25 protein-coding genes are annotated in these 24,050 nt (G+C 70.7%); 20 read left to right on the top strand and 5 right to left on the bottom strand.

The features are described from left to right. Window positions 1-2: 2 nt before the first annotated feature. The 3 genes from HF024_RS06450 to HF024_RS06440 are packed head-to-tail and all read left to right on the top strand — an operon-like array spanning window position 3 to window position 2,957. Window positions 3-1,274 carry a 6-phospho-beta-glucosidase gene (locus HF024_RS06450; RefSeq protein ID WP_085370931.1) on the top strand — a complete coding sequence of 424 codons (1,272 nt, stop codon included), beginning with the start codon at window positions 3-5 and terminating at the stop codon, window positions 1,272-1,274. Beyond that, complete coding sequence (locus tag HF024_RS06445; RefSeq protein ID WP_247597336.1) at window positions 1,271-2,293, top strand: BadF/BadG/BcrA/BcrD ATPase family protein; 1,023 nt, start codon at window positions 1,271-1,273, stop codon at window positions 2,291-2,293. The genes HF024_RS06450 and HF024_RS06445 overlap by 4 nt, the downstream gene beginning before the upstream one ends. Further along, window positions 2,262-2,957, top strand: a complete 696-nt coding sequence (locus tag HF024_RS06440; RefSeq protein ID WP_281727834.1) for a protein-L-isoaspartate(D-aspartate) O-methyltransferase — start codon at window positions 2,262-2,264, stop codon at window positions 2,955-2,957. Before HF024_RS06445 ends, HF024_RS06440 begins: the two co-directional genes overlap by 32 nt. A 42-nt stretch (window positions 2,958-2,999) precedes the next feature. Here the strand turns inward: HF024_RS06440 and HF024_RS06435 are convergent, their stop codons facing one another. Then, window positions 3,000-3,749 carry a gamma-glutamyl-gamma-aminobutyrate hydrolase family protein gene (locus HF024_RS06435; protein ID WP_168689026.1) on the bottom strand — a complete coding sequence of 250 codons (750 nt, stop codon included), beginning with the start codon at window positions 3,747-3,749 and terminating at the stop codon, window positions 3,000-3,002. Between the two features lie 168 nt (window positions 3,750-3,917). Between HF024_RS06435 and HF024_RS06430 the strand changes: the two genes are divergently transcribed. Genes HF024_RS06430 through HF024_RS06400 form a run of 7 tightly spaced genes read left to right on the top strand, consistent with a single transcriptional unit; the run spans window position 3,918 to window position 11,360 of the window. Further along, the gene (locus HF024_RS06430; protein WP_085370935.1) at window positions 3,918-5,993 is read left to right on the top strand and encodes a TPM domain-containing protein; all 2,076 of its coding nucleotides are present in this window, start codon (window positions 3,918-3,920) and stop codon (window positions 5,991-5,993) included. 37 nt (window positions 5,994-6,030) lie between these two features. Next, window positions 6,031-6,807, top strand: coding sequence for a PspA/IM30 family protein (locus HF024_RS06425; protein ID WP_085370936.1), 777 nt, complete (start codon window positions 6,031-6,033; stop codon window positions 6,805-6,807). Window positions 6,808-6,833: 26 nt separating this feature from the next. Further along, the gene (locus tag HF024_RS06420) at window positions 6,834-7,817 is read left to right on the top strand and encodes an arginase family protein (protein ID WP_210724039.1); all 984 of its coding nucleotides are present in this window, start codon (window positions 6,834-6,836) and stop codon (window positions 7,815-7,817) included. Window positions 7,818-7,839: 22 nt separating this feature from the next. Continuing rightward, window positions 7,840-8,625, top strand: coding sequence for a crotonase/enoyl-CoA hydratase family protein (locus HF024_RS06415; RefSeq protein ID WP_168689025.1), 786 nt, complete (start codon window positions 7,840-7,842; stop codon window positions 8,623-8,625). A gap of 53 nt (window positions 8,626-8,678) precedes the next feature. Beyond that, window positions 8,679-10,127 carry an NAD(P)/FAD-dependent oxidoreductase gene (locus tag HF024_RS06410; RefSeq protein ID WP_168689024.1) on the top strand — a complete coding sequence of 483 codons (1,449 nt, stop codon included), beginning with the start codon at window positions 8,679-8,681 and terminating at the stop codon, window positions 10,125-10,127. 4 nt (window positions 10,128-10,131) lie between these two features. Further along, entirely contained in the window at window positions 10,132-10,497 is a 366-nt protein-coding gene (locus HF024_RS06405; RefSeq protein WP_085370940.1) for a Fe-S oxidoreductase, read from the top strand. Then, window positions 10,494-11,360 carry an SDR family NAD(P)-dependent oxidoreductase gene (locus HF024_RS06400; RefSeq protein WP_168689023.1) on the top strand — a complete coding sequence of 289 codons (867 nt, stop codon included), beginning with the start codon at window positions 10,494-10,496 and terminating at the stop codon, window positions 11,358-11,360. Before HF024_RS06405 ends, HF024_RS06400 begins: the two co-directional genes overlap by 4 nt. 55 nt (window positions 11,361-11,415) lie before the next feature. On the opposite strand, the gene HF024_RS06395 is transcribed toward HF024_RS06400, so the two are convergent. Continuing rightward, a complete protein-coding gene (locus HF024_RS06395) occupies window positions 11,416-11,862 on the bottom strand; it encodes an SIP domain-containing protein (protein ID WP_168689022.1) in 447 nt (148 codons plus the stop codon). Window positions 11,863-12,002: 140 nt separating this feature from the next. On the opposite strand from HF024_RS06395, the gene HF024_RS06390 reads away from it, so the two are divergent. Further along, the gene (locus HF024_RS06390; RefSeq protein WP_168689021.1) at window positions 12,003-13,094 is read left to right on the top strand and encodes an ATP-dependent DNA ligase; all 1,092 of its coding nucleotides are present in this window, start codon (window positions 12,003-12,005) and stop codon (window positions 13,092-13,094) included. A 103-nt stretch (window positions 13,095-13,197) separates the two neighbouring features. Here the strand turns inward: HF024_RS06390 and ligD are convergent, their stop codons facing one another. Next, complete coding sequence (gene ligD, locus HF024_RS06385) at window positions 13,198-14,217, bottom strand: non-homologous end-joining DNA ligase (protein ID WP_210724038.1); 1,020 nt, start codon at window positions 14,215-14,217, stop codon at window positions 13,198-13,200. 91 nt (window positions 14,218-14,308) lie between these two features. Between ligD and HF024_RS06380 the strand changes: the two genes are divergently transcribed. After that, window positions 14,309-15,037 carry an endonuclease/exonuclease/phosphatase family protein gene (locus HF024_RS06380; protein WP_247597335.1) on the top strand — a complete coding sequence of 243 codons (729 nt, stop codon included), beginning with the start codon at window positions 14,309-14,311 and terminating at the stop codon, window positions 15,035-15,037. A gap of 60 nt (window positions 15,038-15,097) precedes the next feature. Next, window positions 15,098-16,543 (top strand): lipase maturation factor family protein, encoded by a 1,446-nt coding sequence (locus HF024_RS06375; protein WP_168690806.1) that lies wholly within the window; start codon window positions 15,098-15,100, stop codon window positions 16,541-16,543. A gap of 33 nt (window positions 16,544-16,576) precedes the next feature. Here HF024_RS06375 and HF024_RS06370 read toward each other — a convergent pair whose 3' ends face one another. Then, window positions 16,577-17,200 carry a hypothetical protein gene (locus HF024_RS06370; RefSeq protein WP_168689019.1) on the bottom strand — a complete coding sequence of 208 codons (624 nt, stop codon included), beginning with the start codon at window positions 17,198-17,200 and terminating at the stop codon, window positions 16,577-16,579. A 95-nt stretch (window positions 17,201-17,295) separates the two neighbouring features. Here HF024_RS06370 and HF024_RS06365 point away from each other — a divergent pair, with 95 nt between their 5' ends. Next, window positions 17,296-17,598: a DUF1905 domain-containing protein gene (locus HF024_RS06365; RefSeq protein ID WP_085370945.1), complete on the top strand. Its 303-nt coding sequence runs from the start codon at window positions 17,296-17,298 to the stop codon at window positions 17,596-17,598. 17 nt (window positions 17,599-17,615) lie between these two features. Here the strand turns inward: HF024_RS06365 and HF024_RS06360 are convergent, their stop codons facing one another. Further along, a complete protein-coding gene (locus HF024_RS06360) occupies window positions 17,616-18,143 on the bottom strand; it encodes a hypothetical protein (protein ID WP_168689018.1) in 528 nt (175 codons plus the stop codon). Between the two features lie 159 nt (window positions 18,144-18,302). On the opposite strand from HF024_RS06360, the gene HF024_RS06355 reads away from it, so the two are divergent. The 6 genes from HF024_RS06355 to HF024_RS06330 all read left to right on the top strand — a co-directional run bounded on the left by HF024_RS06355 (window position 18,303) and on the right by HF024_RS06330 (window position 24,024). Beyond that, window positions 18,303-19,358, top strand: coding sequence for a helix-turn-helix domain-containing protein (locus HF024_RS06355; protein WP_247597334.1), 1,056 nt, complete (start codon window positions 18,303-18,305; stop codon window positions 19,356-19,358). 194 nt (window positions 19,359-19,552) lie between these two features. Then, a complete protein-coding gene (locus HF024_RS06350) occupies window positions 19,553-20,686 on the top strand; it encodes an alcohol dehydrogenase catalytic domain-containing protein (RefSeq protein ID WP_168689017.1) in 1,134 nt (377 codons plus the stop codon). Continuing rightward, a complete protein-coding gene (locus tag HF024_RS06345) occupies window positions 20,683-21,426 on the top strand; it encodes an SDR family oxidoreductase (protein WP_168689016.1) in 744 nt (247 codons plus the stop codon). The genes HF024_RS06350 and HF024_RS06345 overlap by 4 nt, the downstream gene beginning before the upstream one ends. Before the next feature lie 24 nt (window positions 21,427-21,450). Further along, window positions 21,451-22,263 carry a MoaF C-terminal domain-containing protein gene (locus tag HF024_RS06340; RefSeq protein WP_168689015.1) on the top strand — a complete coding sequence of 271 codons (813 nt, stop codon included), beginning with the start codon at window positions 21,451-21,453 and terminating at the stop codon, window positions 22,261-22,263. A 53-nt stretch (window positions 22,264-22,316) separates the two neighbouring features. Continuing rightward, window positions 22,317-22,706: a nuclear transport factor 2 family protein gene (locus HF024_RS06335; RefSeq protein WP_168689014.1), complete on the top strand. Its 390-nt coding sequence runs from the start codon at window positions 22,317-22,319 to the stop codon at window positions 22,704-22,706. Window positions 22,707-22,836: 130 nt separating this feature from the next. Beyond that, window positions 22,837-24,024, top strand: a complete 1,188-nt coding sequence (locus tag HF024_RS06330; RefSeq protein WP_085370951.1) for an ABC transporter substrate-binding protein — start codon at window positions 22,837-22,839, stop codon at window positions 24,022-24,024. Window positions 24,025-24,050 lie beyond the last annotated feature (26 nt).

Raw genomic sequence — 24,050 nt, 5'->3', positions numbered from 1 at the left:
CAGTGAAACTCGCAGTCGTCGGTGGAGGCTCCACCTACACCCCCGAACTCATCGACGGATTCGCCAGGATGCGCGACCTCCTCCCCATCGAGGAGCTGTGGCTCGTCGACACCGACCCTGACCGCCTGCGGCTGGTCGGCGGGATGAGCGAACGGATGTTCCGCGCCGCGGGCCACACCGGCCGCATCGTGCCGACGAGCGACCTCGTCGCCGGGGTCTCCGATGCGGACGCCGTGCTGATCCAGTTGCGCGTCGGAGGCCAGAACGCCCGGCACGGAGACGAGACCTTCCCGCACGAGTGCGGCTGCATCGGGCAGGAGACGACCGGTCCCGGCGGCTTCGCGAAGGCCCTCCGCACGGTGCCGGTGGTGCTGCGCGTCGCCGACGTCGTGCGCGCGCACGCCAAGCCGGACGCCTGGATCGTCGACTTCACCAACCCGGTCGGCATCGTCACCCGCGCCCTGCTGCAGGAGGGTCACCGCGCCGTCGGGCTCTGCAACGTGGCCATCGGCTTCCAGCGGCGCTTCGCGAACCTGCTCGGCGTCGACCACACGCAGGTGACGCTCGGTCACGTCGGGCTGAACCACCTCACCTGGGAGCGCGCGGCATACGTGACGGACGAAGCCGGGACGAGGGATGCGCTCCCCGCCCTCCTCTCCACGCACCTGGCCGAGCTGTCCGAGGAGATCGAACTCCCCGCATCCCTCATCCGGATGCTCGGGAACGTCCCCAGCTACTACCTCCGCTACTACTACGCGCACGACGAGGTGCTGCGCGAACAGCTCGGCTCCCCCACCCGCGCGGAGGCCGTGCAGGAGGTCGAGCGCGCACTGCTCGCGCTCTACGCCGACCCGGCCGTCGACACCAAGCCGGACCAGCTCGCGAAGCGCGGAGGCGCCTTCTACTCGGAGGCGGCCGTCGACCTGATCGCCTCGCTCACGAGCGACCGCGGCGACACCCAGGTGGTCAACCTGCGCAACGACGGCTCCCTGCCGTTCCTGCCGGACGACCACGTGATCGAGGTGCCGGCCACGGTCGGCGCGAACGGGGTGACCGCGCTGCCGATCGAGCCGCTGCCGGACGACATCCGCGGGCTCGTCTCGCATGTCGCCGGCTACGAGCGGCTGGCACTGGACGCCGCGGTGCACGGAGGACGCGAGCGGGTGGTGCGGGCGATGCTCGCGCATCCCCTCGTCGGGCAGTACGAGAAGGCGGAGAAGCTCACCGACCTGCTCATCGCCGGGAACAGGGACCACCTCTCGTGGGCGAAGTGAGCGACGCGCGGCCGATCGCCATCGCGGTCGACGGCGGAGGGTCGAAAACGGACGCCGTAGCCATCGACCTCGACGGAACCGTGATCGCCAGCGCGCGCAGCACCACCTCCAGCCCGCACATCATCGGGATGGCGGAGGCGGCCGCGCTGGTCGACGGCCTGATCGAGGAACTGCTCGCGCAGACCGGGCAGCGGCAGATCGCCGCGGCCAACATCTATCTGTCCGGGCTCGACCTGCCGGCGGAGGTCGCCGCGTTCCGCGACGGGATCGCCGGGTACGCCTGGGCGGACGCGGTGGTCGACAACGACCTGTTCGCGCTGCTGCGCGCGGGCACGAGCGAACCGGATGCGGTGGCCGTGGTCTGCGGCACCGGCATCAACTGCGTCGGCGTGCGCGGAGACGGCCGCGTTGTGCGCTACCCGTCGCTCGGGATCATGTCCGGAGACTGGGGAGGCGGCTGGCACCTCGGCGAGCAGGCGCTCTGGCACGCGGCGCGCGCGGTGGACGGGCGAGGGCCTGCGACGAGGCTCGTCACGGACATCCCTGCGGTCTACGGGCTGGACAGCGTCACCGACGTGATCGAGGCGCTGCACTTCCAGCGCATCCCGAACAGCGACCTCTCCCGGATCGCGCCGTCGGTGTTCGACGCCGCGCGGGCTGGGGATGCGGTGGCAGGCTCGCTCGTCGACCGGCAGGCGGAGGAGATCGTGGTGTTCGCCGCGACGACGCTCCGGCGGCTGGAACTGCTCGACCGGCCGGTGCCCGTGGTGCTCGGCGGCGGCGTGATCGGCGCCCGGGATGCGCGGCTGCTGTCCGCGATCGAGACCGGGCTCTCCGAGACCGCGCCGCTCGCGCGCATCCGGCTGGTGACGGCGGCGCCGATCCTCGGGGCGGGGCTGCTCGCGCTCGAAGCGGCAGGCGCGGACGCGGCGGCGCTCGCGAAGGCGCGCGAACAGCTGGCGTCGCGTCAGGCGGCGGCCGGACTGCCTGTCGCGGCCGCTCCCGCGGTGGTTCAATAGCGGTACGAACACCGAATTCGCCGACGAACGCAGGCGGATGGTCGAGCAGCAGCTCGTCCCCCGCGGGATCGAGGACCAGCGGGTCCTCGACGCGATGCGGCGTGTGCCACGGCACCTGTTCGTGCCGGACGAGCAGGCGCGATACGCGTACGACGACCATCCCCTGCCGATCGGCGACGGACAGACCATCTCGCAGCCGTACATCGTGGCTCTCATGCTGGAAGCAGCGCGGATCGGTCCGGAGGACGCCGTGCTCGACATCGGGACGGGCTCCGGGTACGCGGCGGCCGTCGCGGCGGAGCTCGGGCACCGCGTGGTCAGCGTCGAACGGCATCCGGATCTCGCGGTCACCGCGGCGGCGACCCTCGAAGCTCTGGGCTACCGGGTGAACGTGGTCACGGGCGACGGCACGCTCGGCTGGCCGGGGGGTGCTCCGTACGACGTGATCGTCGCGGCGGCGACCGGCCCGGATGTGCCGCGGGCGTGGGTCGCCCAGCTCGCGCCGGGCGGCAGGATCGTGATGCCGATCGGGCGGGCAGGCGGGGCGCAGCACCTCGCGGCGTTCACGCGGACGGACGACGGCGGGCTGGTGTCGACGAACCTGGGCGCTGTGGCGTTCGTGCCGCTGGTCGGCGAGGCGGGGTGGGGGCCGGACGGCGGGTGACGGCTCGGGCCGGTCGGGGCTGGTCCGGCCGGTTGGGCCGGGTCAGGCGACGGCGGCCACGGCGGCCGACTGGACGCCGGACAGGTGCGCGATCAGCGCGGCCAGCTGGCCGGCGGGCGCTCCCGGGTCCTCCGGGTGCCACTGCACCGCGATGACCGGCGCCGTCTCGTGTTCGAGCGCCTCGACGTGGCCGTCGGGAGCGCGGCCGGTGACGCGGAGGCCGGAGCCCACCGCATCCACTGCCTGGTGGTGGGCGCTCTGCACGTCCACCGACGTCGCGCCGAGCAGGTCGGCCGTGAGGCTGTCCTCGGCGATGGCGACCGGATGCGACGCCATGATCTGGCGGATCGGGACGCCGTGGTTCCTGTGCGTGCTGTCGTCGCCGAGGTGCTGCACGATGGTGCCGCCGAAGGCGACGTTGAGGATCTGCAGGCCGCGGCAGATTCCGAGCAGCGGCGTCTCCCGCTCGACGGCGCGGCGCACCAGCGCGAGCTGTGCCTCGTCCGCCGTCTCGAGGTGGCGGCTCTCCCCCGGATATCCGGTGCTTCCGCCGTAGAAGCGGGGCGCGATGTCCTCGCCGCCCATCACCACGATGGCGTCGGCCGCCTCCGTGCGGGCGAGGAGCGCATCCACGCCGTCGTCGGCGGCGAGCCTCGACACGGCCCAGCCCTGCGACTGGGCTTCGGCGATCACGGCGCCGACGAGCAGCTGCACGTAGCCGTGGTACTCCGGGTCGTCACCGCGGAAACGGGTGGCCTCGACCACGGCGAGGGAGCGACCCTGGATGCCCATGCCTGCTCCTCTCCCATTGGTGTGCGTCCCGTCCATTCTGTTCGGAGGCGGAGGAGGACGCATCCCGCGTGTAACAGGGTGAAACACACGGCGGCGGCGGAGCCCTGGCGCGTCTTCCCGAGCCCCCAATAGACTCGGCTGGTACCACCGACTCGAGAGAGTGAGTAGATGCACCGACGACGCGTACGTGGCGGATTCCTGCTGGCGATCGGACTGGTGTTCGGCTCTGCCCTCGGCACAGCGTCGATGGCGAGCGCTGTCGACCCGGTCGACCTCGGCTCCGGCCACGTTGTCGATCAGGCCGGGGTGGTCACGTCGCAGGTGTCGACCATCGAGGCGGCGACCGACAAGCTGTACACCGACCACAAGATCGACCTGTTCGTGGTCTACGTCGACCGGTTCACCAACCCGACGGATGCGGCGGACTGGGCCAACGAGACCGCGGCGCAGAACAACCTCGGTCCGTCCGACTACCTGCTGGCCGTCGCCACGGACGGGCGTGCGTACTACCTGTCCGGGGACGACGCAGGGCCGGTGTCCGCCGACCAGCTCACGCAGATCGAGCAGAACGACATCGAGCCGAAACTGCGCGCAGGCGACTGGTCGGGCGCCGCCGTCGCGGCTGCCACCGGGCTCGGAGACGCCGTCGGAGGCGGAGGGGGCGGCGCAGGGTTCTTCTGGGTGTTCATCATCGCCGTCGTGGTCATCGGCGTCATCATCTTCTTCGTGGTCCGCTCGCGTTCGCGGAAGAAGGTCGCCGCCGGCGGGCAGCCGCAGACCCCGCAGAGCGAGCTGCAGACCATTCCGCTCGTCGATCTCGAACGTCGCGCGGGGTCCGCCCTGGTGCAGACGGACGACGCCATCCGCACCAGCGAGGAGGAGCTGGGCTTCGCGACGGCGCAGTACGGAGCAGACTCCGTCGTGCCGTTCCAGGCGGCACTGGATGCGGCGAAAGCGCAGCTGAGAGACGCCTTCACCCTCAAGCAGAGGCTCGACGACGCCGAACCGGACACCGACCAGCAGAAGCGCGAGTGGAACGCCCAGATCGTGCAGCTCTGCGCGGCGGCCAACGACGCCCTGGACAAGCAGGCGGACGCGTTCGACGAACTGCGCGCGCTGGAGAAGCGCATCCCGCAGGCGACGGCGGAGGTGCAGACAGCAGCGGACACGGTCCACGGAAGGCTCGACCAGACGGCCGCCACCTTCGCCACCCTGTCCTCGACGTACACGGCGGCATCCCTCGCGACCGTGCAGGACAACATCCACCAGGCGACGGAGCGGCTCGCGTTCGTGACAACGGCTCTGACGGCCGCGAAGCAGAAGAGCGATGCCGGGGACACCAGCGCCGCGGCGATCGGCGTCCGGGCGGCCGAAGAGTCCGTCGACCAGGCCAAGCTGCTGCTCGACGCGGTCGACAGGGTCGGCGCAGACCTCGGGACGGCGCAGCAGACCATCGACTCCACCATCTCCGAGCTGGAGAGCGACCTCGCGGAGGCGCGCACCATCGCGGCGACCGACGACGCGACAGGGGCCGTCGCCGGGGTCGTCGCCGCCACGGAGCAGACGGTCGCCGACGTCAGATCGAAGATCGCAGCCGGCCCGATCAACCCGCTGGAGATCGCCCAGCGACTTGCAGCCGCCAATCAGAACATCGACGGCGTGCTGCAGAACGTGCGGGATGCGCGACAGCAGACCCAGCGCGCCCAGGCGTCGCTGCAGCAGACGCTCCTCGCCGCGCGCTCCCGGGTGTCCGCGTGCGAAGACTTCATCACCGCTCGCCGCGGAGCCGTCGGACCGGAGGCACGCACCCGGCTGGCCGAGGCAGGACGGCTGGTCGTGCAGGCCGAGGCGACGGCAACGGCCGACCCGGTGACCGCACTCGCCCAGGCGCAGCGCGCCGCCCAGCTGGCCGAGGAGGCGACGCAGCTCGCCCAGCGCGACGTTGGCGGGTTCCAGCCGGATTCCGGCGGCCTTGGCGACCTCGGCGGCCTGTTCGGAGGCGGCGGGTTCAGCGGAGGCGGCTCCGGCGGCGGCAATCGCGGCGGAGGGAACGGAGCGATGGGGGCGATCCTCGGCGGCATCCTGATCAACTCCGTGCTCGGCGGCGGCGGTGGAGGCGGCGGACTCTTCGGCGGAGGCGGCGGTGGCGGAGGAAGCCGCAGTCGCAGCGGCGGCGGCGGGTTCAGCTCGGGAAGCTTCGGCGGGGGCGGAACCCGCTCGCGCCGCGGAGGCGGACGGTTCTAAGGCGCCTGACCGGGGGCCTCAGCGAAAGGAAAACACGATGGCAAAACAGTCCATTTTCGGTCGGATCTCACAGCTGCTGAGAGCGAACGTGAACGCGCTCATCGACCAGGCGGAAGACCCGGAGAAGATGCTCGACCAGATGGTCCGCGACTTCACCAACAGCATCGCCGACGCGGAGAGCGCCATCGCGGAGACGATCGGCAACCTCCGCCTGCTCGAAGACGACCACGCGGAAGACGTCGAAGCGGCATCGTCGTGGGGCCAGAAGGCCCTCGCGGCGAGCAAGCAGGCCGACACGTACCGCTCCGGCGGCGACACCGCGAACGCCGACAAGTTCGACAACCTCGCGAAGGTCGCCCTGCAGCGCCAGATCTCCTCGGAGAACGAGGCGAAGGCCGCTGAGCCGCAGATCGCGGCGCAGACCGAGGTGGTCGAGAAGCTGAAGTCCGGCCTCAACGGCATGAAGACCAAGCTCGAACAGCTCAAGAGCAAGCGCTCCGAGCTGATCGCCAGGGCCAAGAGCGCCCAGGCGCAGTCGCAGGTGATGGATGCGGTCAAGAGCGTCGACATCCTCGACCCCACCAGCGAGGTCAGCCGCTTCGAGGAGAAGATCCGCCGCGAGGAGGCGAGGGTCCGCGGAGCGTCGGAGCTCGCGGCCTCCAGCCTGGACGCGCAGTTCAACCAGCTCGACGACCTCGGCGAGATGACGGAGGTCGAGGCGCGCCTCGCCGCCCTCAAGACCGGCGGAGCACCCGCGCAGCCCGCCGTGACGGCCGACCCGGCGTCGTCGGCGCCGTACACCCCCGGTCAGTGACGGGTGGCGGCGGAGGCGGGAGACGGATGAGCGGCGCGTCCTTCCTGGTGGTGCCGCAGTGGCAGGGGTCCGGATCGTCGCGGGCCATGCGGCTGATCGACGGGGCGGAGGCGATCAGGGGCGACCTGCCCGCCGCCGCGACCACCGTGGTGCCCGTCCCCGCCGCGGCGGGCGAATCCCTCGGCACCGGCGTGCACCGGTTCTCCGCGCTCACGACCGTGCGCGACGCTGCGACGGCCGAGCTCATGCTGCTCGACGCGCCGGTGGTCACGATCGGCGGGGACTGCGCCGCCGACCTCGCCAGCGTCCAGCACGCGGTCGCCGTCGCAGAGCCGGGATCGGTCGCCCTGGTCTGGTTCGACGCGCACGCCGACATCAACGACGTGGGATCCTCCCCGTCGAGCGCCTTCCACGGCATGGTCGTGCGCGCCCTCCTCGGCGACGCACCGGACGGGCTCGCGTCTACCGGACCATCCCTCCTCTCCCCCGCGCAGGTGATCCTGGCCGGGACGCGCGCACTCGACGACGACGAGTCGGCGTACATCGACGAGGCAGGCATCCGGATGCTCGGCCCGGCCGACCTCGACGACCCGGCCGCCCTGGTCGCGGCTGTCGAGGCGACGGGAGCGACGTCTGTGTACGTGCACATCGACCTGGATGTGCTCGACCCGGCCACCATCAGCGGCATCGGACACCCGGAGCCGTTCGGGGTACAGCCGGAGGCGCTGTGCGACGCGGTGCGGGCGCTGCGCGGGCGGTTCGAGCTGGCCGGTGCTGCGATCACGGAGTTCGCGCCGGAGTCCCCGGATGCGGCGGGGCGCGACATGGCCGTGATCCTGCGGATCCTGGGCGCGCTGACCGGGCGGCTGGGCGGCGGCGCTGGCGGCGTGGGCGGCGCGGCTGGCGCGGGCGGCGCGGGCGGCGCGGCTGGCGCGGGCGGCGGTTCCTCCACAGGCGGCGCCGCTCGCCATCTCTCCACAGATCCGCGCCCTGCCGATGACGCGTCCTGACGGCGGAGGTAGCTTGGGAGACATGACCGAACCCAAGATCATCACCGAGAGGCGGGGCCACATCCTGCTCATCGGCTTCAACAGGCCGGAGAAGCGCAACGCCGCAGACTTCGAACTCCTCCGGCTGCTCTCCGACGCATACGGAGAGCTCGAACGCGACCCCGGGTTGCGCGTCGGCCTCGTCTACGCCGTCGGCGACCACTTCACCGCAGGCCTCGACCTCGCAGACATCGGGCCGCGCATCGGAGCGGACGGCCTCACCATCGAGAGCGACGACGGCATCAACCCGTGGCAGGTGTCCGGGCAGTGTCTCAGCAAGCCCGTCGTGATCGCCGTGCACGGCACCTGCCTCACCCTCGGCATCGAGCTGATCCTGGCGAGCGACATCGCCGTTGCGGCCCGGTCCACCACGTTCGGCCAGATCGAGGTGTCCAGGGGCATCCTGCCGTTCGGCGGGGCCACCATCCGGTTCCCCCGCGCTGTCGGCTGGGGCAACGCCATGCGCTACATCCTCACCGGCGATTCTTTCGACGCGGCAGAGGCCCATCGCATCGGCCTGGTGCAGGAGCTGGTCGACGACGGAGAGCAGTTCGACAGGGCGCTCGCCATCGCGGAGCGGATCGCGGCGCAGGCTCCCCTCGCCGTCCAGGCCGCGCTCGCCAACGCCAAGCTCGCGGTGCGAGAAGGCGACGCGGCGGCAGAGGCCCAGTTGCAGCCGGCGCTCGTCCGGCTGGCCACCAGCGAAGATGCCGCGATCGGCATGCAGGCCTTCCTCACCAGGACCCAAGCGGAGTTCGTGGGCCGCTAGTGGCGTCCCCCTCCCCGACCACCCCGCACGACAACGAATCGACAGGAGAGAGCATGAGCAGCAACGAATACGACGTGATCGTGATCGGAGCGGGAGCGGTGGGCGAGAACGTCGCCGACCGGGCGGTGCAGGGCGGGATGCGCACCGTGATCGTGGAGGCCGAGCTGGTCGGAGGCGAGTGCTCGTACTGGGCCTGCATGCCGTCGAAGGCGCTGCTCCGTTCCGGAGCGCTGCTGCGCGCGGCGCAACGGGTCGGCGGGACGCGCGAGGCCGTCACCGGCCGGCTCGACGTGGAGGCGGTGCTCCGGCGCCGCGACGTCATGACGAGCGACTGGAAAGACGACGGGCAGGTGGAGTGGCTGAACGGAGCGGGCATCGACCTCGTCAGGGGCCACGCCGTCATCACCGGTGTCCGCGAGGTGACCGTGACGGCCGAGGACGGCACAGAGACGGTGCTCACGGCAAAGCACGCCGTCGCCGTCTGCACCGGTTCCGCCTCCCTCCTTCCCGACATCCCGGGCCTCCGCGAGAGCGAGCCGTGGACGAGCAGGGACGCCACGAGCGTCCAGCGCGTGCCCGTGTCGCTCGCGATCCTCGGCGGCGGTGTCGTCGGGGTCGAGATGGCCACGGCGTACGCCGGCTTCGGCACGGAGGTGCACCTCGTCTCCCGCAGCGGCCTGCTCGGCGCGAACGAGCCGTTCGCCGGGGAACTCGTCGCGGACTCGCTGCGCGAACTCGGCGCGAACCTGCACCTCGACGTGTCCCCGACCGCCGTCGAGCGCACGGACGACGACGGCTTCCAGCTCACGCTCGACGACGGCACCACCATCCGCACCGACGAACTCCTCGTGGCGACGGGACGCATCCCGCACACCGCGGGCCTCGGCCTGGAGGCCTTCGGTCTCGAAGGCGGGGCGTGGCTGAACGTCGACGACTCGATGCGCGTCCTCGGCGCCGACGGCGAGCCGGTCGACGGTGGATGGCTCTACGGCGTCGGCGACGTCAACCACCGCGCGCTGCTCACCCACCAGGGCAAGTACCAGGCGCGGGCCGCGGGAGACGCGATCGCGGCCAGGGCGAAGGGGGCGACGGTCTCCCTCGAGCCGTGGGGCACCTACGTGGCGACGGCCGATCACCAGTCGGTGCCGCAGGTCACGTTCACCGACCCGGAGGTCGCGTCCGTCGGCCTCACGGCCGCAGCCGCCGAGAAGGCCGGATACCGCACCAGGGTGGTCGACTACGAGATCAGCGGGGTCTCTGGCGCGAGCATCGCCGCGGACAACTACGTGGGGAAGGCGAGGATGGTCGTCGACGAGGACCGTCAGGTCGTCCTCGGGGTCACCTTCGTCGGGCAGGATGTCGGCGAGCTGCTGCACTCGGCCACCATCGCAGTGGTCGGCGAGGTCCCCCTCTCCCGCCTCTGGCACGCCGTGCCGTCGTACCCGACTCTCAGCGAGGTCTGGCTGCGGCTGCTCGAAACGTACGGCCGGCCGAAGGAATAACGGGATGCGCGTGATCACCCGCGTGCTGTTCGACTCCCCGATCAGCACACTCGGCTACCTCTACGCCACGGCCGTCGGCTTGGTCTGGGGCTTCATCTGGAGCACGGGCCGCGTCGAGCGCCGCGCCGGGCTGTTCGTGTTCCGCGGGATGCCGGAGCGCACGTTCGGCAGGGGCGGTTCGTGCGTCGGAGGCTGCTACCTCACCGCGCAGAACGTCTCGGACGACATCCTGGAGCACGAGGCGATTCACAAGCGTCAGTGGCAGCGTTACGGCATGGTGTTCCCTCTGCTCTACCTCGTCTCCGGACGGGATCCGCTGAAGAACCGTTTCGAAATCGAGGCCGGCCTCGAGAAAGGTGGCTACCGATGACCGCAGCGTCCGAGGGTTCCCGGCGCACGATCGTCCTGACCGGTGCGAGTTCCGGGATCGGGCTGGTCGCCGCCCAGCGGCTCTCCGAGCAGGGCAACGAGGTGGCGGTGGTCGGGCGCAACCCGGAGCGCACCAGGGGCATCGCGGAGAAGATCGGGGCGACGCCGTTCCTCGCCGACTTCGAGAAGCTCGACGAGGTGCGGGCGCTCGCCAGCGCGCTGCTCGACCGCTACGACACCATCGACGTCCTCGCCAACAACGCCGGCGGCCTGAACGCCAAGCGCGAGCTCACGGTCGACGGCCACGAGCGCACCATCCAGGCCAACCATCTGGCGCCGTTCCTGCTCACCCACCTGCTGCGGCCCCGGCTGGAACAGACGGCGGCGCTGGGCCGGGATGTGCGGGTCGTGTCCACGGCCAGCCTCGCCAACCGCTTCGGTCACCTCCGCCTCGACGACCTCGACTGGGAGAAGCGCGCCTGGCTGGGCGGCTGGCGGGCATACGGCACGGCCAAGCTGGCGACCATCCTGTTCATCAGGGAGCTGGCGGAGCGTCTCACCGGCACGGGCGTCGACGCGTTCTCGTTCCATCCGGGCACGATCGCGACCAACTTCGGCCGCACGTCGCCGCTGATCCGGTTCGGGGCGTTCGTCACCCGCAACGGCTACGGCGTCCCCGTCGAGGCCGGGGCGGCTCCGCTCGTCCGCCTCGCCGCGGAGGCTCCGGTCGGTGCGCCGAGCGGAACGTACTTCGACCGCCTCAGCGCCAACGGTCCCACCGCCGCGCAGGCGAAAGACGCGCAGCTCGGCCGCGACCTGTGGACGATCACCGAACAGCTCGTGGGGGTGGACACCCGCGTGTGACGCCGCGGTGACGCCGTGAGGTCAGGGGAGCGCCGTGAGGGTGCGCGGGGCGCCGTCAGTGGTAGGCGGGGGCGACGATGGCGTCGGCGGGCATGCCGACGACCGATTCGAGGTGGTCGCGCACCTCGGAGACCAGGGCGAAGCCGCCGGTCAGGATGACGCGGGTCTCGCCCGGTCCATCGCAGAGCATCTCGGTGGTCCAGGCGCGGACCGCGCGGGTGGCGGCCTCTCCCCTAGCGCAGCGTTCGCCGGTTCCCGGGCGGCCGCTGCGGTTGTGGCGGGTGAGCCAGGTGACGGTCATGCGCATCGGGGTGGCCAGCTGGACGATCTCGTCCGCGTCTCCGACCTCCACGAAGACCCGGCCGCGAGCGCACAGCGGAAGCAGCGCGAGCTCGGCTTCGAGCTCGGTCAGCGACGACTCGTCACCGACGACGAGGAACTGCACACGGTCGTCGTGGTGGGCGGTGGTCGCGGTGTGGTTCGCGTGATCGGGTCGGTACATCGTGTTCTCAGTATAGGCGAGCCTTACCTAACACCGAAGGGCTCCGAGCGGATGCCCAGCGACCGGCCAGCAGGGGCGCCGAGCGCACGCTGGCGAACGCAAGGGTTCCGCCCGGCCGGCCGACGCGGGATGATCGACGCATGGAGCCAACGCACCCGTCGCCCGCCCAACCGGTCGCCCCCATGCTGGCGAAAGCCGTCCCCACCGTGCCGGATCCGGACAAGGTCGACGGCGGGCTCAGCTACGAACCCAAATGGGACGGGTTCCGCGCCATCGTCTACGCGACCGGCACCAGCAACCCAGACGGCACCGGCACCATCGAGAGCGTCGAGATCGGCAGCAGGGGCTCCAAGATGCTCACGCGGTACTTCCCCGAACTCGTCGAGGCGTTCACGCGCATCCTGCCCGGGCCGTGCGTGCTCGACGGCGAGATCGTCGTGCCGACCGGCGAGCCCGGCGCGCAGCGGCTCGACTGGGAGGCGCTGTCGCAGCGCATCCACCCCGCCGCGAGCCGGGTGAAGCTGCTGGCCGAGCAGACCCCGGCCACCTTCGTCGCATTCGACCTGCTCGCGCTCGGCGACGAGTCGTACCTCGACCGGCCGTTCTCGGAGCGGCGTGCCGCGCTCGAATCGTTCGCGGGCGACCTCCCCGCGCCCATCGAACTCACCAGGACCACCACCGACGTCGACCTCGCCCGCCGCTGGCTGGTCGAGTTCGAGGGCGCCGGGCTCGACGGGGTCGTCGCCAAACCGCTGGCGGCGCCGTACGCGCAGAACAAGCGCACGATGCTGAAGGTCAAGCACCACCGCACGGCCGACGTTGTGGCGCTCGGCTACCGCATCCACACCAGCGGGCGAGGGGTGGGGTCCCTGCTCGTCGGCCTGTACGACTCCGACGGCGAGCTGCGCAACATCGGGGGCGTCTCCGCGTTCACCGACAAGCGCAGGCTGGAACTGGTGGACGAACTCGACCCGCTCGTGCTCCGGGACGACGACGGGCAGACCGTCACCGGCGAGACGGAGCGCAGCAGGTTCTCGTCCGGCAAAGACGTGTCGTTCGTGCGCCTGCGGCCGGAGCGCGTGCTCGAAGTGCGCTACGACCAGATGGAGGGGATGCGGTTCCGCCACACGGCCCAGTTCGAGCGCTGGCGTCCAGACCGCGACGCCCGCTCCTGCACGTACGAGCAGCTCGACCGCCCGATCGCCTACGACCTCGGAAACGTCCTCAGCTGACCCGAAGCCATCGAGCCGGGACTTGTGCACGCGACACGCCGGTCGCACCCGTGCATAAGTCCCGGCTCGATGGTTTCGCCCGTGTGGGGATGGATGGGCGCGGCTAGGGCTTCTTGGCGCGGCTCGGCTGCACGCGCGGCGGCTCGCCGGGCATCTTCGGGTAGTCGGGAGGGAACGGTAGTTCGCCGAGGCCGTCGTCGAGGTCGCGCTGCCACCAGCCGAGCAGCTCGTCGATGCGGCCCGGCTTGTCGCCGAACGTCTCCCACGGGTCGCCGACCGTCGCCAGCCGTTCCGGGATGGTCAGGATGGTGTGGGAGCGCGGGTCCGTCGACTCCAGCTCGTCCCAGGTGATCGGCGTGGCCACCGGTGCGTGGGCGAGAGCGCGCGGACTGTATGCGCCCGCCATCGTCCTGTCCCTGTTGGCCTGGTTGAAGTCGACGAAGATGCGCTCGCCGCGCTCCTCCTTCCACCACGCCGTCGTGACCTTGTCGGGCATCCTGCGCTCCAGTTCGCGGGCGGCGGCGATCACAGCGTGCCGCACATCCAGGAACTCGTGGGTCGGCTCGATCGGGGCGAACACGTGCAGGCCGCGGTTGCCGGAGGTCTTGATGAACGCATCCAGGCCGGCCTCGCGCAGCACGGCGCGCAGCTCGATGGCCGCGGGGATCGCGTCGCCGAAGTCGGTGCCGGGCTGCGGGTCGAGGTCGATGCGGAGCTGGTCGGGGTTGTCCGAGTTCTCCGCGCGCGACGGCCACGGGTGGAAGACCACCGTGTTCATCTGCACCGCCCACACCGCGGCGGCCGGTTCGTCGATGACGAGCTGGGGATGCGAGCGGGCGCTCGGGTAGACCACCATCACCGAGCGCACGTAGTCCGGCGCGCCCCTCGGCGGGTTCTTCGAGAAGAACTGCTCGCCGTCGATGCCCTCCGGGAAACGCTGCAGCGACACCGGCCGGTCGCCGTTGGCGCGGACGAACGCGTCGCCGACCGCGACGAAGTAGTTCGCGAGGTCGAGCTTCGTGATGCCGAGCTCCGGCCACAGCACGCGGCCGGGACTGGAGACCCGCACCTCGCGTTCGCCGTGCGGACCGGGGACCGTGAGGACAACTGCGTCGCCTGCCATGCTCACACCGTACCCGTCCGGTCGCCGAAGCCGATGGCACTCGTGTGAATTCCGTGTGCGAAGCGGCGCGCGAGCGCGTCTCGGCACCGTTGTGGGTGAGAATGATGAGGCGTCCCCGAAGACGGGGTGCGAGACACGAGGAGTTCCCCTGAAGATCGTCAGCTACAACCTGCGCAAGCACGCAGCAGGCCACGAGCTCGCGGACATCGCTGCAACCTACGACGTCGACGCGCTGTGCCTGCAGGAGTGCGACAGTGAGGCGCTTCCCGAGCGTCTCCACCACCTGATCCTCGCCGACGCGACGAGGACCAACCGTCTCGGCCTCGCCGTCTACGTGCGCGAAGACCGCTACGACATCCTCGACACCAAGGTGTTCGCCGTGCAGAAGTCGGTGCACGACCGCGTGCTCGCCCCGGCGAATGAGCGCCTGCTCGCAGTGCGCCTGCACGACAGGGAGACCGAGGAGGACGTGCTCGTCGGGTCGTTCCACGCTGCGCCGCTGACCGCATCCAACTCGTTGCGGCGCAAGCAGATCGCCGCCGCCCACGCCGGGATGCGCTCCCTGGCCGCCGACATCCCCTCTGTGATGGTCGGCGACTTCAACTACCCCTGGTTCATCCGCGGGCTGGAGCGGCACCTGACGACGGCGGGCTACGCGCTCAGCCGTAGTACAGAGCCGACCTACCTGCGCTACAAGTTCTTCACCGGATACTTCGACTTCGTCACGTCGACGGGGTTCGAGATCCAGCGGGTGGATGTGCTGCCGCGCGGCGCCTCCGACCACCGGGCGATCAGCCTGGACGCCGAACTCGCCGCCTGACCCGCACCTGGACCGCCCGCCGGGCGCGGCGTATCGTGAAGCGCGTTTCCTGGCGAGGTGATGCGCGTGGACGTTCTCGGGTGGCTGGCCGCTACCGACTACACGATCGCGCGCGAGATCCTCGAGCGGGGCGTCGCCGCCATCTACCTGATCGCGTTCGTCTCCGCGGTCAACCAGTTCCCCGCGCTGCTCGGTGAGCACGGGCTGCTCCCCGCCCCGCGCTTCCTGCGAAGCGCATACGCGCGCAGCCAGCCCACCATCTTCCGCCGCCGATACTCCGACCGGATGCTCCTCGCCGTCGCCTGGACCGGCGCAGCGCTCTCGGCGCTGATCGTCGCCGGCGTTCCGCAGCTCGCGCCGACCTGGGTGTTCCTGCCCGTCTTCCTGCTCGTCTGGTTCCTCTACCTCTCGATCGTGAACATCGGGCAGACGTTCTACGGGTTCGGCTGGGAGAGCCTGCTCTGCGAGGCGGGGTTCACCGTCGCGCTGCTCGGCGCTCTCGACACCGCTCCCCCGGTGACGGTGGTGTTCCTGCTGCGCTGGCTGGTCTTCCGGCTCGAGTTCGGCGCGGGGATGATCAAGATGCGCGGCGACCGGTCGTGGCGCGACCTCACCGCGCTGTACTACCACCACGAGACCCAGCCGATGCCGAACCCGCTGAGCCGCACCGCCCACCTGCTGCCGAAGTGGTGGCACCGGCTGGAGGTGCTCGGCAACCATTTCGCGCAGCTGATCGTCCCGTGGCTGCTGTTCGCGCCGCAGCCGGTGGCCAGCATCGCGGCGGCGGTCGTGATCCTCACCCAGCTGTGGCTGGTGGCGACGGGCAACTTCGCCTGGCTGAACGTCATCACCATCGTGCTCGCGTTCTCGGCGGTGGACGACGCGTCGTTCTCGTGGCTGTTCGGCGGCGCGCGGCTGGGCGGCATCGGGGCGGAGGGCGTGCCCGGCTGGTACGCGGTCGTGGTGCTGGTGGCGAGCATCCTGATCGTCGGCCTCAGCTGGCAGCCGCTGCGGAACCTGTTCGCGCGCAGGCAGCTGATGAACGCGAGCTTCAACCGGTGGCATCTCGTCAACGCGTACGGGGCGTTCGGCACGGTCACGCAGGAGCGGTTCGAGGTGATCGTCGAAGGGACCGAGGACGACCCCACCGATCCGGATGCGCGCTGGCGGGAGTACGCGTTCAAAGGAAAGCCGGGCGACGTGAAGCGGCTCCCGCGACAGTTCGCGCCGTACCATCTGCGACTCGACTGGCTGATGTGGTTCCTCGCGCTCGGGTCGAGGGACACGGAGTGGTTCGAGATGTTCCTGCTGCGGCTGCTGGAGGCGGACAGGCCGACACTGCGCCTGTTGCGCGCCGACCCGTTCGACGGACGGGCGCCGCGGGCGGTGCGGGCCGAGATGTTCCTCTACCGGTTCACGACGCGGGAGGAGAAACGCGCATCCGGGGACCGGTGGATGCGCGAGGAGATCGCCGACCTCGTCCCTCCGGTGTCGCTGCGTGGCTGAGCGGCAGCGCAGCTGCGCGCCAGCGCGACCGGCTCAGTATCCGCCGCGCTCCTCCTCCAGCTTGGCCAGGTCGCGCCAGATCAGCAGCCGCAGCCGAGCGGGGCGCTCCTCCTCGTAGTTGGCCTTGAGCGCCTCCGCGCCGGAGAACGCGTCGAGTCCGGCCTGGATGGCGCGGCCCACCTCGTCCCAGGCGTCCTGCCTGGCGCGCTCCACGATCCTCAGCAGCTCCTCCTCGGAGTCCGCCTTCGCGCGCAGTGCCGTCGCCAGCGCCCTGGCCGCCTCCTCGCGCAACGCCAGGTTGCCCGCGTCGACGTCGCGGTAGTCGTGCGGGTGCGTCGCGTCGCCGCCCAGCCCCGCCACCGCGAGCCGCGCCTCGGCCGCCCGCTCGGCGGCCTGGTCCTGCTCGTCGGCGAGCTCCCGCAGCATCTCGGCGGCCTGCGCCGTGTGCCTGGCGGGGTCGAACGGGTTGTCCTGCTGGATGGTGTCGACCACGATGTGGTTCTTCACCGCCATCCTCGTGGCGTAGTCGGCGAGGAGCATCCCCTCCTCCACGGACTGTTCGAGGGTCGGCGGAGCCGCTTCCTCGAGCGCGTCCTCGTCGAACGGCCGGGTGCGCGGCGTGACCGCGCGCTTGCGGAACCAGTTCGGCCAGCGCATCCCTCTCCTCGGATCGCAGGCGGCGCGGAAAGGAGCGGCGCCGCCCTGCCCTTCCATTCTGTCGGAAAACCGCGTCGGTGAGGCAGAGTGGTGGCATGGCCGGTGTGCGATACGAATTCGAAGCGGAACTGTGGCGGTGGGAGGCCCGGCGGGACCTGTGGGTGTTCGCCAGGCTGCCGCTCGACGTGTCGGAGGACATCCGGCTGCAACCGCATCCACCCGCCGGGTTCGGCTCGGTGAAGGTGATGGTGACGCTCGGCGGCTCGCGGTGGTCGACGTCGGTGTTCCCCGAGTCGGCGGACGGGTCGTACATCGTCGCGATCAAGGGTTCCGTGCGGCAGAAGGAGGGCGTCGGGCTCGGCGACGTGGTGAGGCTGGGGATCGAGACGCTGCTGTAGGGGTCAGGCGTGTCGGGTCAGGCGACGAGCATCCAGGTCGTCATCGCGCACATCGCGACGGCGGAGACGACGGGGAGCAGGGCCGCGACGATGCCGTGCGTCGCTGCCAGGCGCACGGCGCAGGTGAGGCAGACGACAGTAAGCGCTGCGACCGCGACGGCGATGACGAGCAGCAGCCAGGAGCCGCCGAGGTGGGCGGCGTGCGGATCGCTGGATGCGGTGACTGCTACGCCGGATGCGGCACCGGACGCTGCGCCGTCGCGACCGTGGAGCGCCGCGAGCACGACCATGAGCGCCATCGTGAACGGCTCGACCGCGAACCGCGCCTGGCCGCGCCTGCGCCCCGCGGCCGCCACCACCGCGGCGACGACGAACAGCCCAGCGGCCCAGACGGCTCCGGGAAGCAGAGGGACGGCGATCGCAGAACCCGCCATGTCCGCCACCATCGCCGCCGTCGCGAGCAGCGAGAGCACCGGCAGCACGATCAGCGGAACGCTCGGGATGCGGCGCGCGGCCGGGCGCGGCGAGACGGTCGCACTGGTCATACCGCCAGGCTACGAAGGCCGCCGTTCTCCCGGTGTGCCGCCCGCGCATCCCTGTTGCCCGCGCCCGCACGGTTCCGGCCGGAGCGCGCGGGGGTTCGCGTGCTACGATCCGTATCACGGATCGTATACAGTGTCGTCCCGATCAGGTGAGGTAACCCCGTGCTCAACCCGACAACGCAGGCCGTCAACCCGACCATGCAGCCTGGCCAGACCATCCAGCCCGGCCAGACCACGCAGCCCGGCCAGGGCACGCAGGCCACCGGTCAGCCGCGCGCCAACCGCGTGACCACATCCATCGCCAGGAACTTCAGCGAGTTCCGCACCGCGGTGTCCGAGTCGTTCGTGCCGCTACACGTGACCAGTTCGCGTCCCGACCCGTTCTGGGGGCGCATCCGGTCGGCGGGCGCCGACGAGGTGCACGTCTCCGAGGTCAGCGCCGCCGAGCACGTCGTCGAGCGTACGCCGGAGCTGATCGCGCGCTCCGATCGGCACTACTTCAAGCTGAGCCTGCAGCTGTCCGGCACCGGTCTGCTCATCCAGGACAACCGGGAAGCCGTGCTGCAGCCGGGCGATCTGGCGGTCTACGACACACACCGGCCGTACTCGCTGGTGTTCGACGACGACTTCCGCACGATGGTCGTCATGTTCCCGAAGCACCTCATCGACCTGCCCGCCGACGTGGTTGCCCAGCTCACCGCGGTGAAGATGAGCGGCAAGTCCGGCGTGGGCAGCATCATCGTCCCGTTCCTCGCGCAGCTGGTCGGCAATCTCGAGCAGCTCAACGGCGCGACGGGCGCCAGGCTCGCCCACAGCGCGCTCGACCTGGTGACGACGATGTTCGCCAACGAGCTCGACGTGACCAGCGGACCCGGCAACCCGCACCAGGCGCTGATGCAGCGCATCCGGGGCTACATCGACGCGAACCTGGCGTCCACCGACCTCGGTCCGACGCAGATCGCCGCAGCGCACTTCATCTCGACGCGGCACCTGCACGGGCTGTTCCGCGAACAGGGCACGACGGTGTCGTCGTGGATCCGCACCCGGCGGCTCGAACGCTGCCGGCGCGACCTGCTGAACCCGCTCTACGGCGACCGTCCCGTGGCCGCGATCGCCGCCCGCTGGGGGTTCGTGGACGCCGCACACTTCTCCCGGGTGTTCAAGGCGACGTACGCCGAGTCGCCGAGCGAACTGCGCGCCTCCGGTCGCGCCGCCTGACGATCGAGTCCGAAGTTGTTCACGCCCCGCCCCGGCGTGTCGCGTGAATAAGTTCGGACTCGATTCTTTGTCGGGGAGGGAACGGGGCTTGACGGTCGGGGCACGATCGCGGCCGGGCGGTTGAGGCCGATGGATGCGCGTGAGCACGATGGGTGCGACCCGCGCGACGCAGCGCGGGCGGAAACGGAACCCGCATGCCAGGCACCGCCCTTCCCCCGACCAGCAGACAGGTGGTCTTCCCGTCCGCTGGTGTGATCGAGACCGCCGAGCAGCTGCTGCCTGCGCCGGGGCGGGACGACCTCATCCTGCGCGTCGCCCTCGTCGGCGTGTGCGCGACGGACCTGCACCTGCTCGCCGGGCACATCGGCGACCCGTTCCCGCTCGTGCCCGGTCACGAGTTCGTCGGGGAGGTCGCGGCCATCGGCGACGCGGCCGCCGAGGCGCGCGGGCTGGCGGTCGGCGACCACGTCGCCGTCGAGATGCTGCTGCCCTGCCAGGTCTGCGCGCGCTGCCGCGAAGGCCGCTACAACCTGTGCGAGGCGGACGACCCGGCCTCCGGGCTGCCGCACGGCCGCCAGCTGGGCGTGAACATCCCGCGCACGGTCGCGCCCGGCCTGTGGGGCGGATACGCCGAGCACCTGTTCGTGCCGCGCGAGGCGGTGGTGCACCGGCTTCCCGATGCGCTTCCCTGGCAGCGCGCCGTGCTGACCGAGCCGCTCGCCGTCGCCTGCCGCGCCATCGCGCGGGGGCGGGTGGCGCCGGGCGAGTCCGTGATCGTGATCGGGCCGGGCCCGGTCGGCATTCTCGCCGCCGCTGCCGCCCGGTCGGCTGGCGCAGGACGCGTGATCGTCGTCGGCACCCGCGCGAACCGGCTAGAGCTCGCGATGCGGTTCGGCGCGGACGCCGTGGTGAACTCCCGCGAGACCGACCCGGTGGCTGCGGTCACCTCCGAGCTCGGTGGACGCCTGGCCGACGTGGTCATCGAGATCGCGGGAGCCACCGCTGCGCAGCAGCAGGCCGTACGGCTGGTGCGGCGCGGAGGGCGCGTGGTGCTCGCCGGTGCGTGCGGTGCGAACGCTCCGGTGACCTTCCTCGCCGACGAGGAGCTGCTGACCCGCGAGATCGACCTGCTGCCGTCGTTCCTGTCAGCCGGAGGCTTCGAGCCGGCCATCCGGATGCTCGAACGCGGCGACTTCGACTACGAGTCCCTGGTGACCCACCGGTTCGGGCTCGGTGAGGTGCGTGCGGCGTACGACGTGATCGACCGGCGTGACGGCGGAGTGCTGAAAGCCGTGATCGACCCCGGCGTGAGCGTGGTCTCGCGATGACCGGCGAGCGGGCCGGACGGGCCGGGCGGTTCGGCGGGCGCGTTGTCGCCGTCAGCGGCACCACGAGCGGCATCGGGAGGGGCATCGCCTCCACGCTGGCCGCCGAGGGCGCGACGGTGTTCGGGCTCGACGTCGAACCGGGAGGGATCGGCGAGCACATCCCCTGCGACGTCTCCAACGCGGACAGCGTCGCCAATGCGGCGGCCGACCTGCTCGCGCTCAGCGGAGGGCGGATCGACCACGTGGTCGCCAACGCGGGCATCCGCGGGTCGGACACGGCCGCCGAGGAGCTTCCGATCGCGGAGTTCGACGCGGTGCTCGCGGTGAACCTGCGCGGGGTGTTCCTGACCCTGCAGGCGTTCGCGCCCGCCATGCTCGCGGCGGGGCGAGGGAGCATGGTGGCCGTCGCATCCATGTCGGGCAACCGGGTGGTGAATGTGCCGCAACGCACGGTGCACTACAACACGGCGAAGGCGGGAGTGACGGCGATGGTGCGCACGCTCGCCGTCGAGTGGGGCACGCGCGGCGTTCGGGTCAACACGGTCTCCCCCGGCTACGTCTCCACGCCCTTCCTCGACGGCGACAGCGCCCTGCACGCGCAGTGGCTGCCGAACACGGTGCCTGGACGCTTCGCGACCATCGAGGAGATCGCGGCAGGCACCCTCTACCTCCTGTCCGACGACGCAGGGTACTGCTACGGCACCGACCTGCTGATCGACGGCGGATACTCCCTGCGCTGAGACGCGCACCACGAAAGGAATGCGATGACGGACATCCAGCACGACCAGGCGACCCACGACCCGGCAACCGACGAGTGGCGCACCTACGACGAGTTCGCCGCGGGCATCGACACCTACCGGCTGCCGAACACCGACCTGGCGGGCACCGCGCTCTCGCTGACGCTCGACGACGACTCGACACTGTCGCTGGCGTTCGACACCGACGCAGTGACCTGGACCGCCTCCGGCGCCATCGGCTCCGGAGGGACGGACCCGTACGACGCTGTCGCGGTGCGCGACGACGTCGTCTTCGTCAACCTGCCGCTGACGAGCGTGGAGCGGGAGGCGATCACGGTGGTCTACTCGACACGGACGCACCGCGCGCTGGTGGCGCACTCGGTGATCGGCGAGGAGGACGTCGACGGCACCCCGCGGGTGCGGCAGACATTCCACGCGGCGGTGACCGATGCCGGCGATCCCACCGGGGAGGCGCCAGCTCCGTCCCGCGACCTGATCGGCAAGAGGAACATCTACCGCTACAGCCCGCAGCACCTCTACGAGCACGTCTACGTGTCGTCGCAGCGCTACGCCTGGCAGTGCCTGGAAGGCGTGCAGCGCGGGCACGGCGACATGGACCTCTCCACCGTGTGGAAGTTCGCCGACGGACTGTACCTGTTCTGCTTCCGCGAGTTCCGGATCGCCGTCGCCAGCGTGTGGCTGCACGACCTCGGCTACGACCTGCGCACCACGGGCATCTTCCTCGGGCTGAACGGCGCGGGCGAGTCCGAGCACTCCCGCGCGGGCGGCCACATCTACCCGCTCGGCTCCGTCTCGTACCCGGACGCGCAGCCGGTCTGACCGCATCCACCGCAACACCTACACCCACCGCATCCACTGACTGGAGCAGCAGCATGACACGCAATCACGACATCATCGCGGCGCACTACGCCGCCTCCGACCGCGGAGACATCGACGGGATGCTCGCCCCGCTCGCCGCCGACGCCCGCTGGACCGAGATGGCCGGGTTCCCGTACGCGGGCACGTACATCGGACCGGACGAGGTGCGCGCGGGCGTCTTCGAACGCATCGGTGCCGAGTGGGACGGCTACACGGCCGCCATCACCGACCTCGTCGACGGCGGGGACACCATCGTCGGCCTCGGCACGTACAGCGGCACCAACAGGGCCACCGGCCGCTTCTTCGAGGCCCGCGTCGCCCACGTCTGGCGGCTCGCGGACGGCAAGGTCGTCGCGTTCGAGCAGTTCACGGACACCGCGCTGGTCCGGGATGCGGTGCAGTAGCGACGGGAGAGCGCGGACGGGCAAGAAGGGTGCAGCCACAGGCAACACCCGGAGACACACCCGGCCATAGGTTTCAGTCGAGATGCCACGACGAAGTGGTCGTGGCGCAACCCGAGAGGCAGGGAAGCGCATGAGGAAACACCTGATCTACGCGGCGGCGGCGCTCGCGGCATCAACAGCACTCGTGCTGAGCGGCTGCAGCGGCGGAGGCAGCGGCGACGGCAAGTCCCCGATCGTGGTCGGATCGGTCAACACCAAGAGCGGCGCAGCCACGTTCCCCGAGGCATCGCTCGCCGCCGCTGCGGTCTTCAAAGACCAGAACGCCAAGGGCGGCATCAACGGCCACCCGATCGACTACAAGGCGCTCGACGACAAGGGCGACCCGGCCACCGCATCCGCCAACGCCCGGGAGATCGTCGGCAGCGACGAGGCCGTGGCGATGGTCGGCTCGGCGAGCCTGATCGAGTGCGAGATCAACGCCAAGTACTACGAGCAGCAGAAGATCCTCTCCATCCCGGGCGTCGGGGTGGACACCGGCTGCTTCGACAGCCCCAACATCTCGCCGGCCAACGTCGGGCCGTTCAACGACATGACCCTCACCCTGTACTGGGGCTCCGAGGTCGCCAAGCTCGACAACATCTGCGTGCTGCTGGAGATCGCGGGAAGCACCCGCCCCGCCTACCAGAAGGCCATCGACAAGTGGACCGAGATCACCGGCAAGAAGCCGCTCTACGTCGACGACACGGTGCCGTACGGGGCCAGCGACTACACGCCGTACATCGTGAAGGCGAAGGACGCCGGCTGCAAGGCTCTCGCGATCAACCCGGTCGAGCCGGACGCCATCGCCCAGGTCAAGGCGGCGAACGCGCAGGGCTGGAAGGACGTGAACTGGCTCTACCTGACCAGCGTGTACAGCGACAACTTCGCCAAGGCGGTCAGCGATGCGGGAGCCGGGATCTACGTCCCCGCCGAGTTCTACCCGTTCACCGACGCATCCAGTGACATCAACAAGGACTGGCGCGACCTGATGACCAAGAACGACATCCCGCTCACCTCGTTCTCGCAGGGCGGATACCTCGCGGCCAAGTACTTCATCGAGGTCGCGAAGGGCATCAAGGGCGATGTGACGAGGGACTCGGTCACGAAGGCTCTGCACGACATGAAGCCGATCGAGAACCCGATGGTCGGAACGCCGTACACGTTCGGCACGGCCAAGGTGCACGACGGGAACACCGCGGGCTGGCCGATCAAGCTCGTCACCGGCAAGAACGCCTGGGAGCTGAACGGCGACGACTGGATCACCATCCCGAAGAAGTGACCACCGGCGGGGCTCGGCTCCCTCGC

Source organism: Leifsonia sp. PS1209 (assembly GCF_012317045.1).
Taxonomy (GTDB): Bacteria; Actinomycetota; Actinomycetes; order Actinomycetales; family Microbacteriaceae; genus Leifsonia.
Note: the sequence above shows the minus strand (reverse complement) of the source record. Positions and strands in the feature narration are given on the sequence as shown.

Bases quoted from the DNA above. Each gene is read 5' to 3' on its own strand.
- HF024_RS06435 (WP_168689026.1), bottom strand. From the start codon at position 3,749: ATGGGCATCCAGGGTCGCTCCCTCGCCGTGGTCGAGGCCACCCGTTTC.
- HF024_RS06430 (WP_085370935.1), top strand. From the start codon at position 3,918: ATGCACCGACGACGCGTACGTGGCGGATTCCTGCTGGCGATCGGACTG.
- HF024_RS06425 (WP_085370936.1), top strand. From the start codon at position 6,031: ATGGCAAAACAGTCCATTTTCGGTCGGATCTCACAGCTGCTGAGAGCG.
- HF024_RS06420 (WP_210724039.1), top strand. From the start codon at position 6,834: ATGAGCGGCGCGTCCTTCCTGGTGGTGCCGCAGTGGCAGGGGTCCGGA.
- HF024_RS06415 (WP_168689025.1), top strand. From the start codon at position 7,840: ATGACCGAACCCAAGATCATCACCGAGAGGCGGGGCCACATCCTGCTC.
- HF024_RS06410 (WP_168689024.1), top strand. From the start codon at position 8,679: ATGAGCAGCAACGAATACGACGTGATCGTGATCGGAGCGGGAGCGGTG.
- HF024_RS06405 (WP_085370940.1), top strand. From the start codon at position 10,132: ATGCGCGTGATCACCCGCGTGCTGTTCGACTCCCCGATCAGCACACTC.
- HF024_RS06400 (WP_168689023.1), top strand. From the start codon at position 10,494: ATGACCGCAGCGTCCGAGGGTTCCCGGCGCACGATCGTCCTGACCGGT.
- HF024_RS06395 (WP_168689022.1), bottom strand. From the start codon at position 11,862: ATGTACCGACCCGATCACGCGAACCACACCGCGACCACCGCCCACCAC.
- HF024_RS06390 (WP_168689021.1), top strand. From the start codon at position 12,003: ATGGAGCCAACGCACCCGTCGCCCGCCCAACCGGTCGCCCCCATGCTG.
- ligD (WP_210724038.1), bottom strand. From the start codon at position 14,217: ATGGCAGGCGACGCAGTTGTCCTCACGGTCCCCGGTCCGCACGGCGAA.
- HF024_RS06375 (WP_168690806.1), top strand. From the start codon at position 15,098: ATGCGCGTGGACGTTCTCGGGTGGCTGGCCGCTACCGACTACACGATC.
- HF024_RS06370 (WP_168689019.1), bottom strand. From the start codon at position 17,200: ATGCGCTGGCCGAACTGGTTCCGCAAGCGCGCGGTCACGCCGCGCACC.
- HF024_RS06365 (WP_085370945.1), top strand. From the start codon at position 17,296: ATGGCCGGTGTGCGATACGAATTCGAAGCGGAACTGTGGCGGTGGGAG.
- HF024_RS06360 (WP_168689018.1), bottom strand. From the start codon at position 18,143: ATGACCAGTGCGACCGTCTCGCCGCGCCCGGCCGCGCGCCGCATCCCG.
- HF024_RS06350 (WP_168689017.1), top strand. From the start codon at position 19,553: ATGCCAGGCACCGCCCTTCCCCCGACCAGCAGACAGGTGGTCTTCCCG.
- HF024_RS06345 (WP_168689016.1), top strand. From the start codon at position 20,683: ATGACCGGCGAGCGGGCCGGACGGGCCGGGCGGTTCGGCGGGCGCGTT.
- HF024_RS06340 (WP_168689015.1), top strand. From the start codon at position 21,451: ATGACGGACATCCAGCACGACCAGGCGACCCACGACCCGGCAACCGAC.
- HF024_RS06335 (WP_168689014.1), top strand. From the start codon at position 22,317: ATGACACGCAATCACGACATCATCGCGGCGCACTACGCCGCCTCCGAC.
- HF024_RS06330 (WP_085370951.1), top strand. From the start codon at position 22,837: ATGAGGAAACACCTGATCTACGCGGCGGCGGCGCTCGCGGCATCAACA.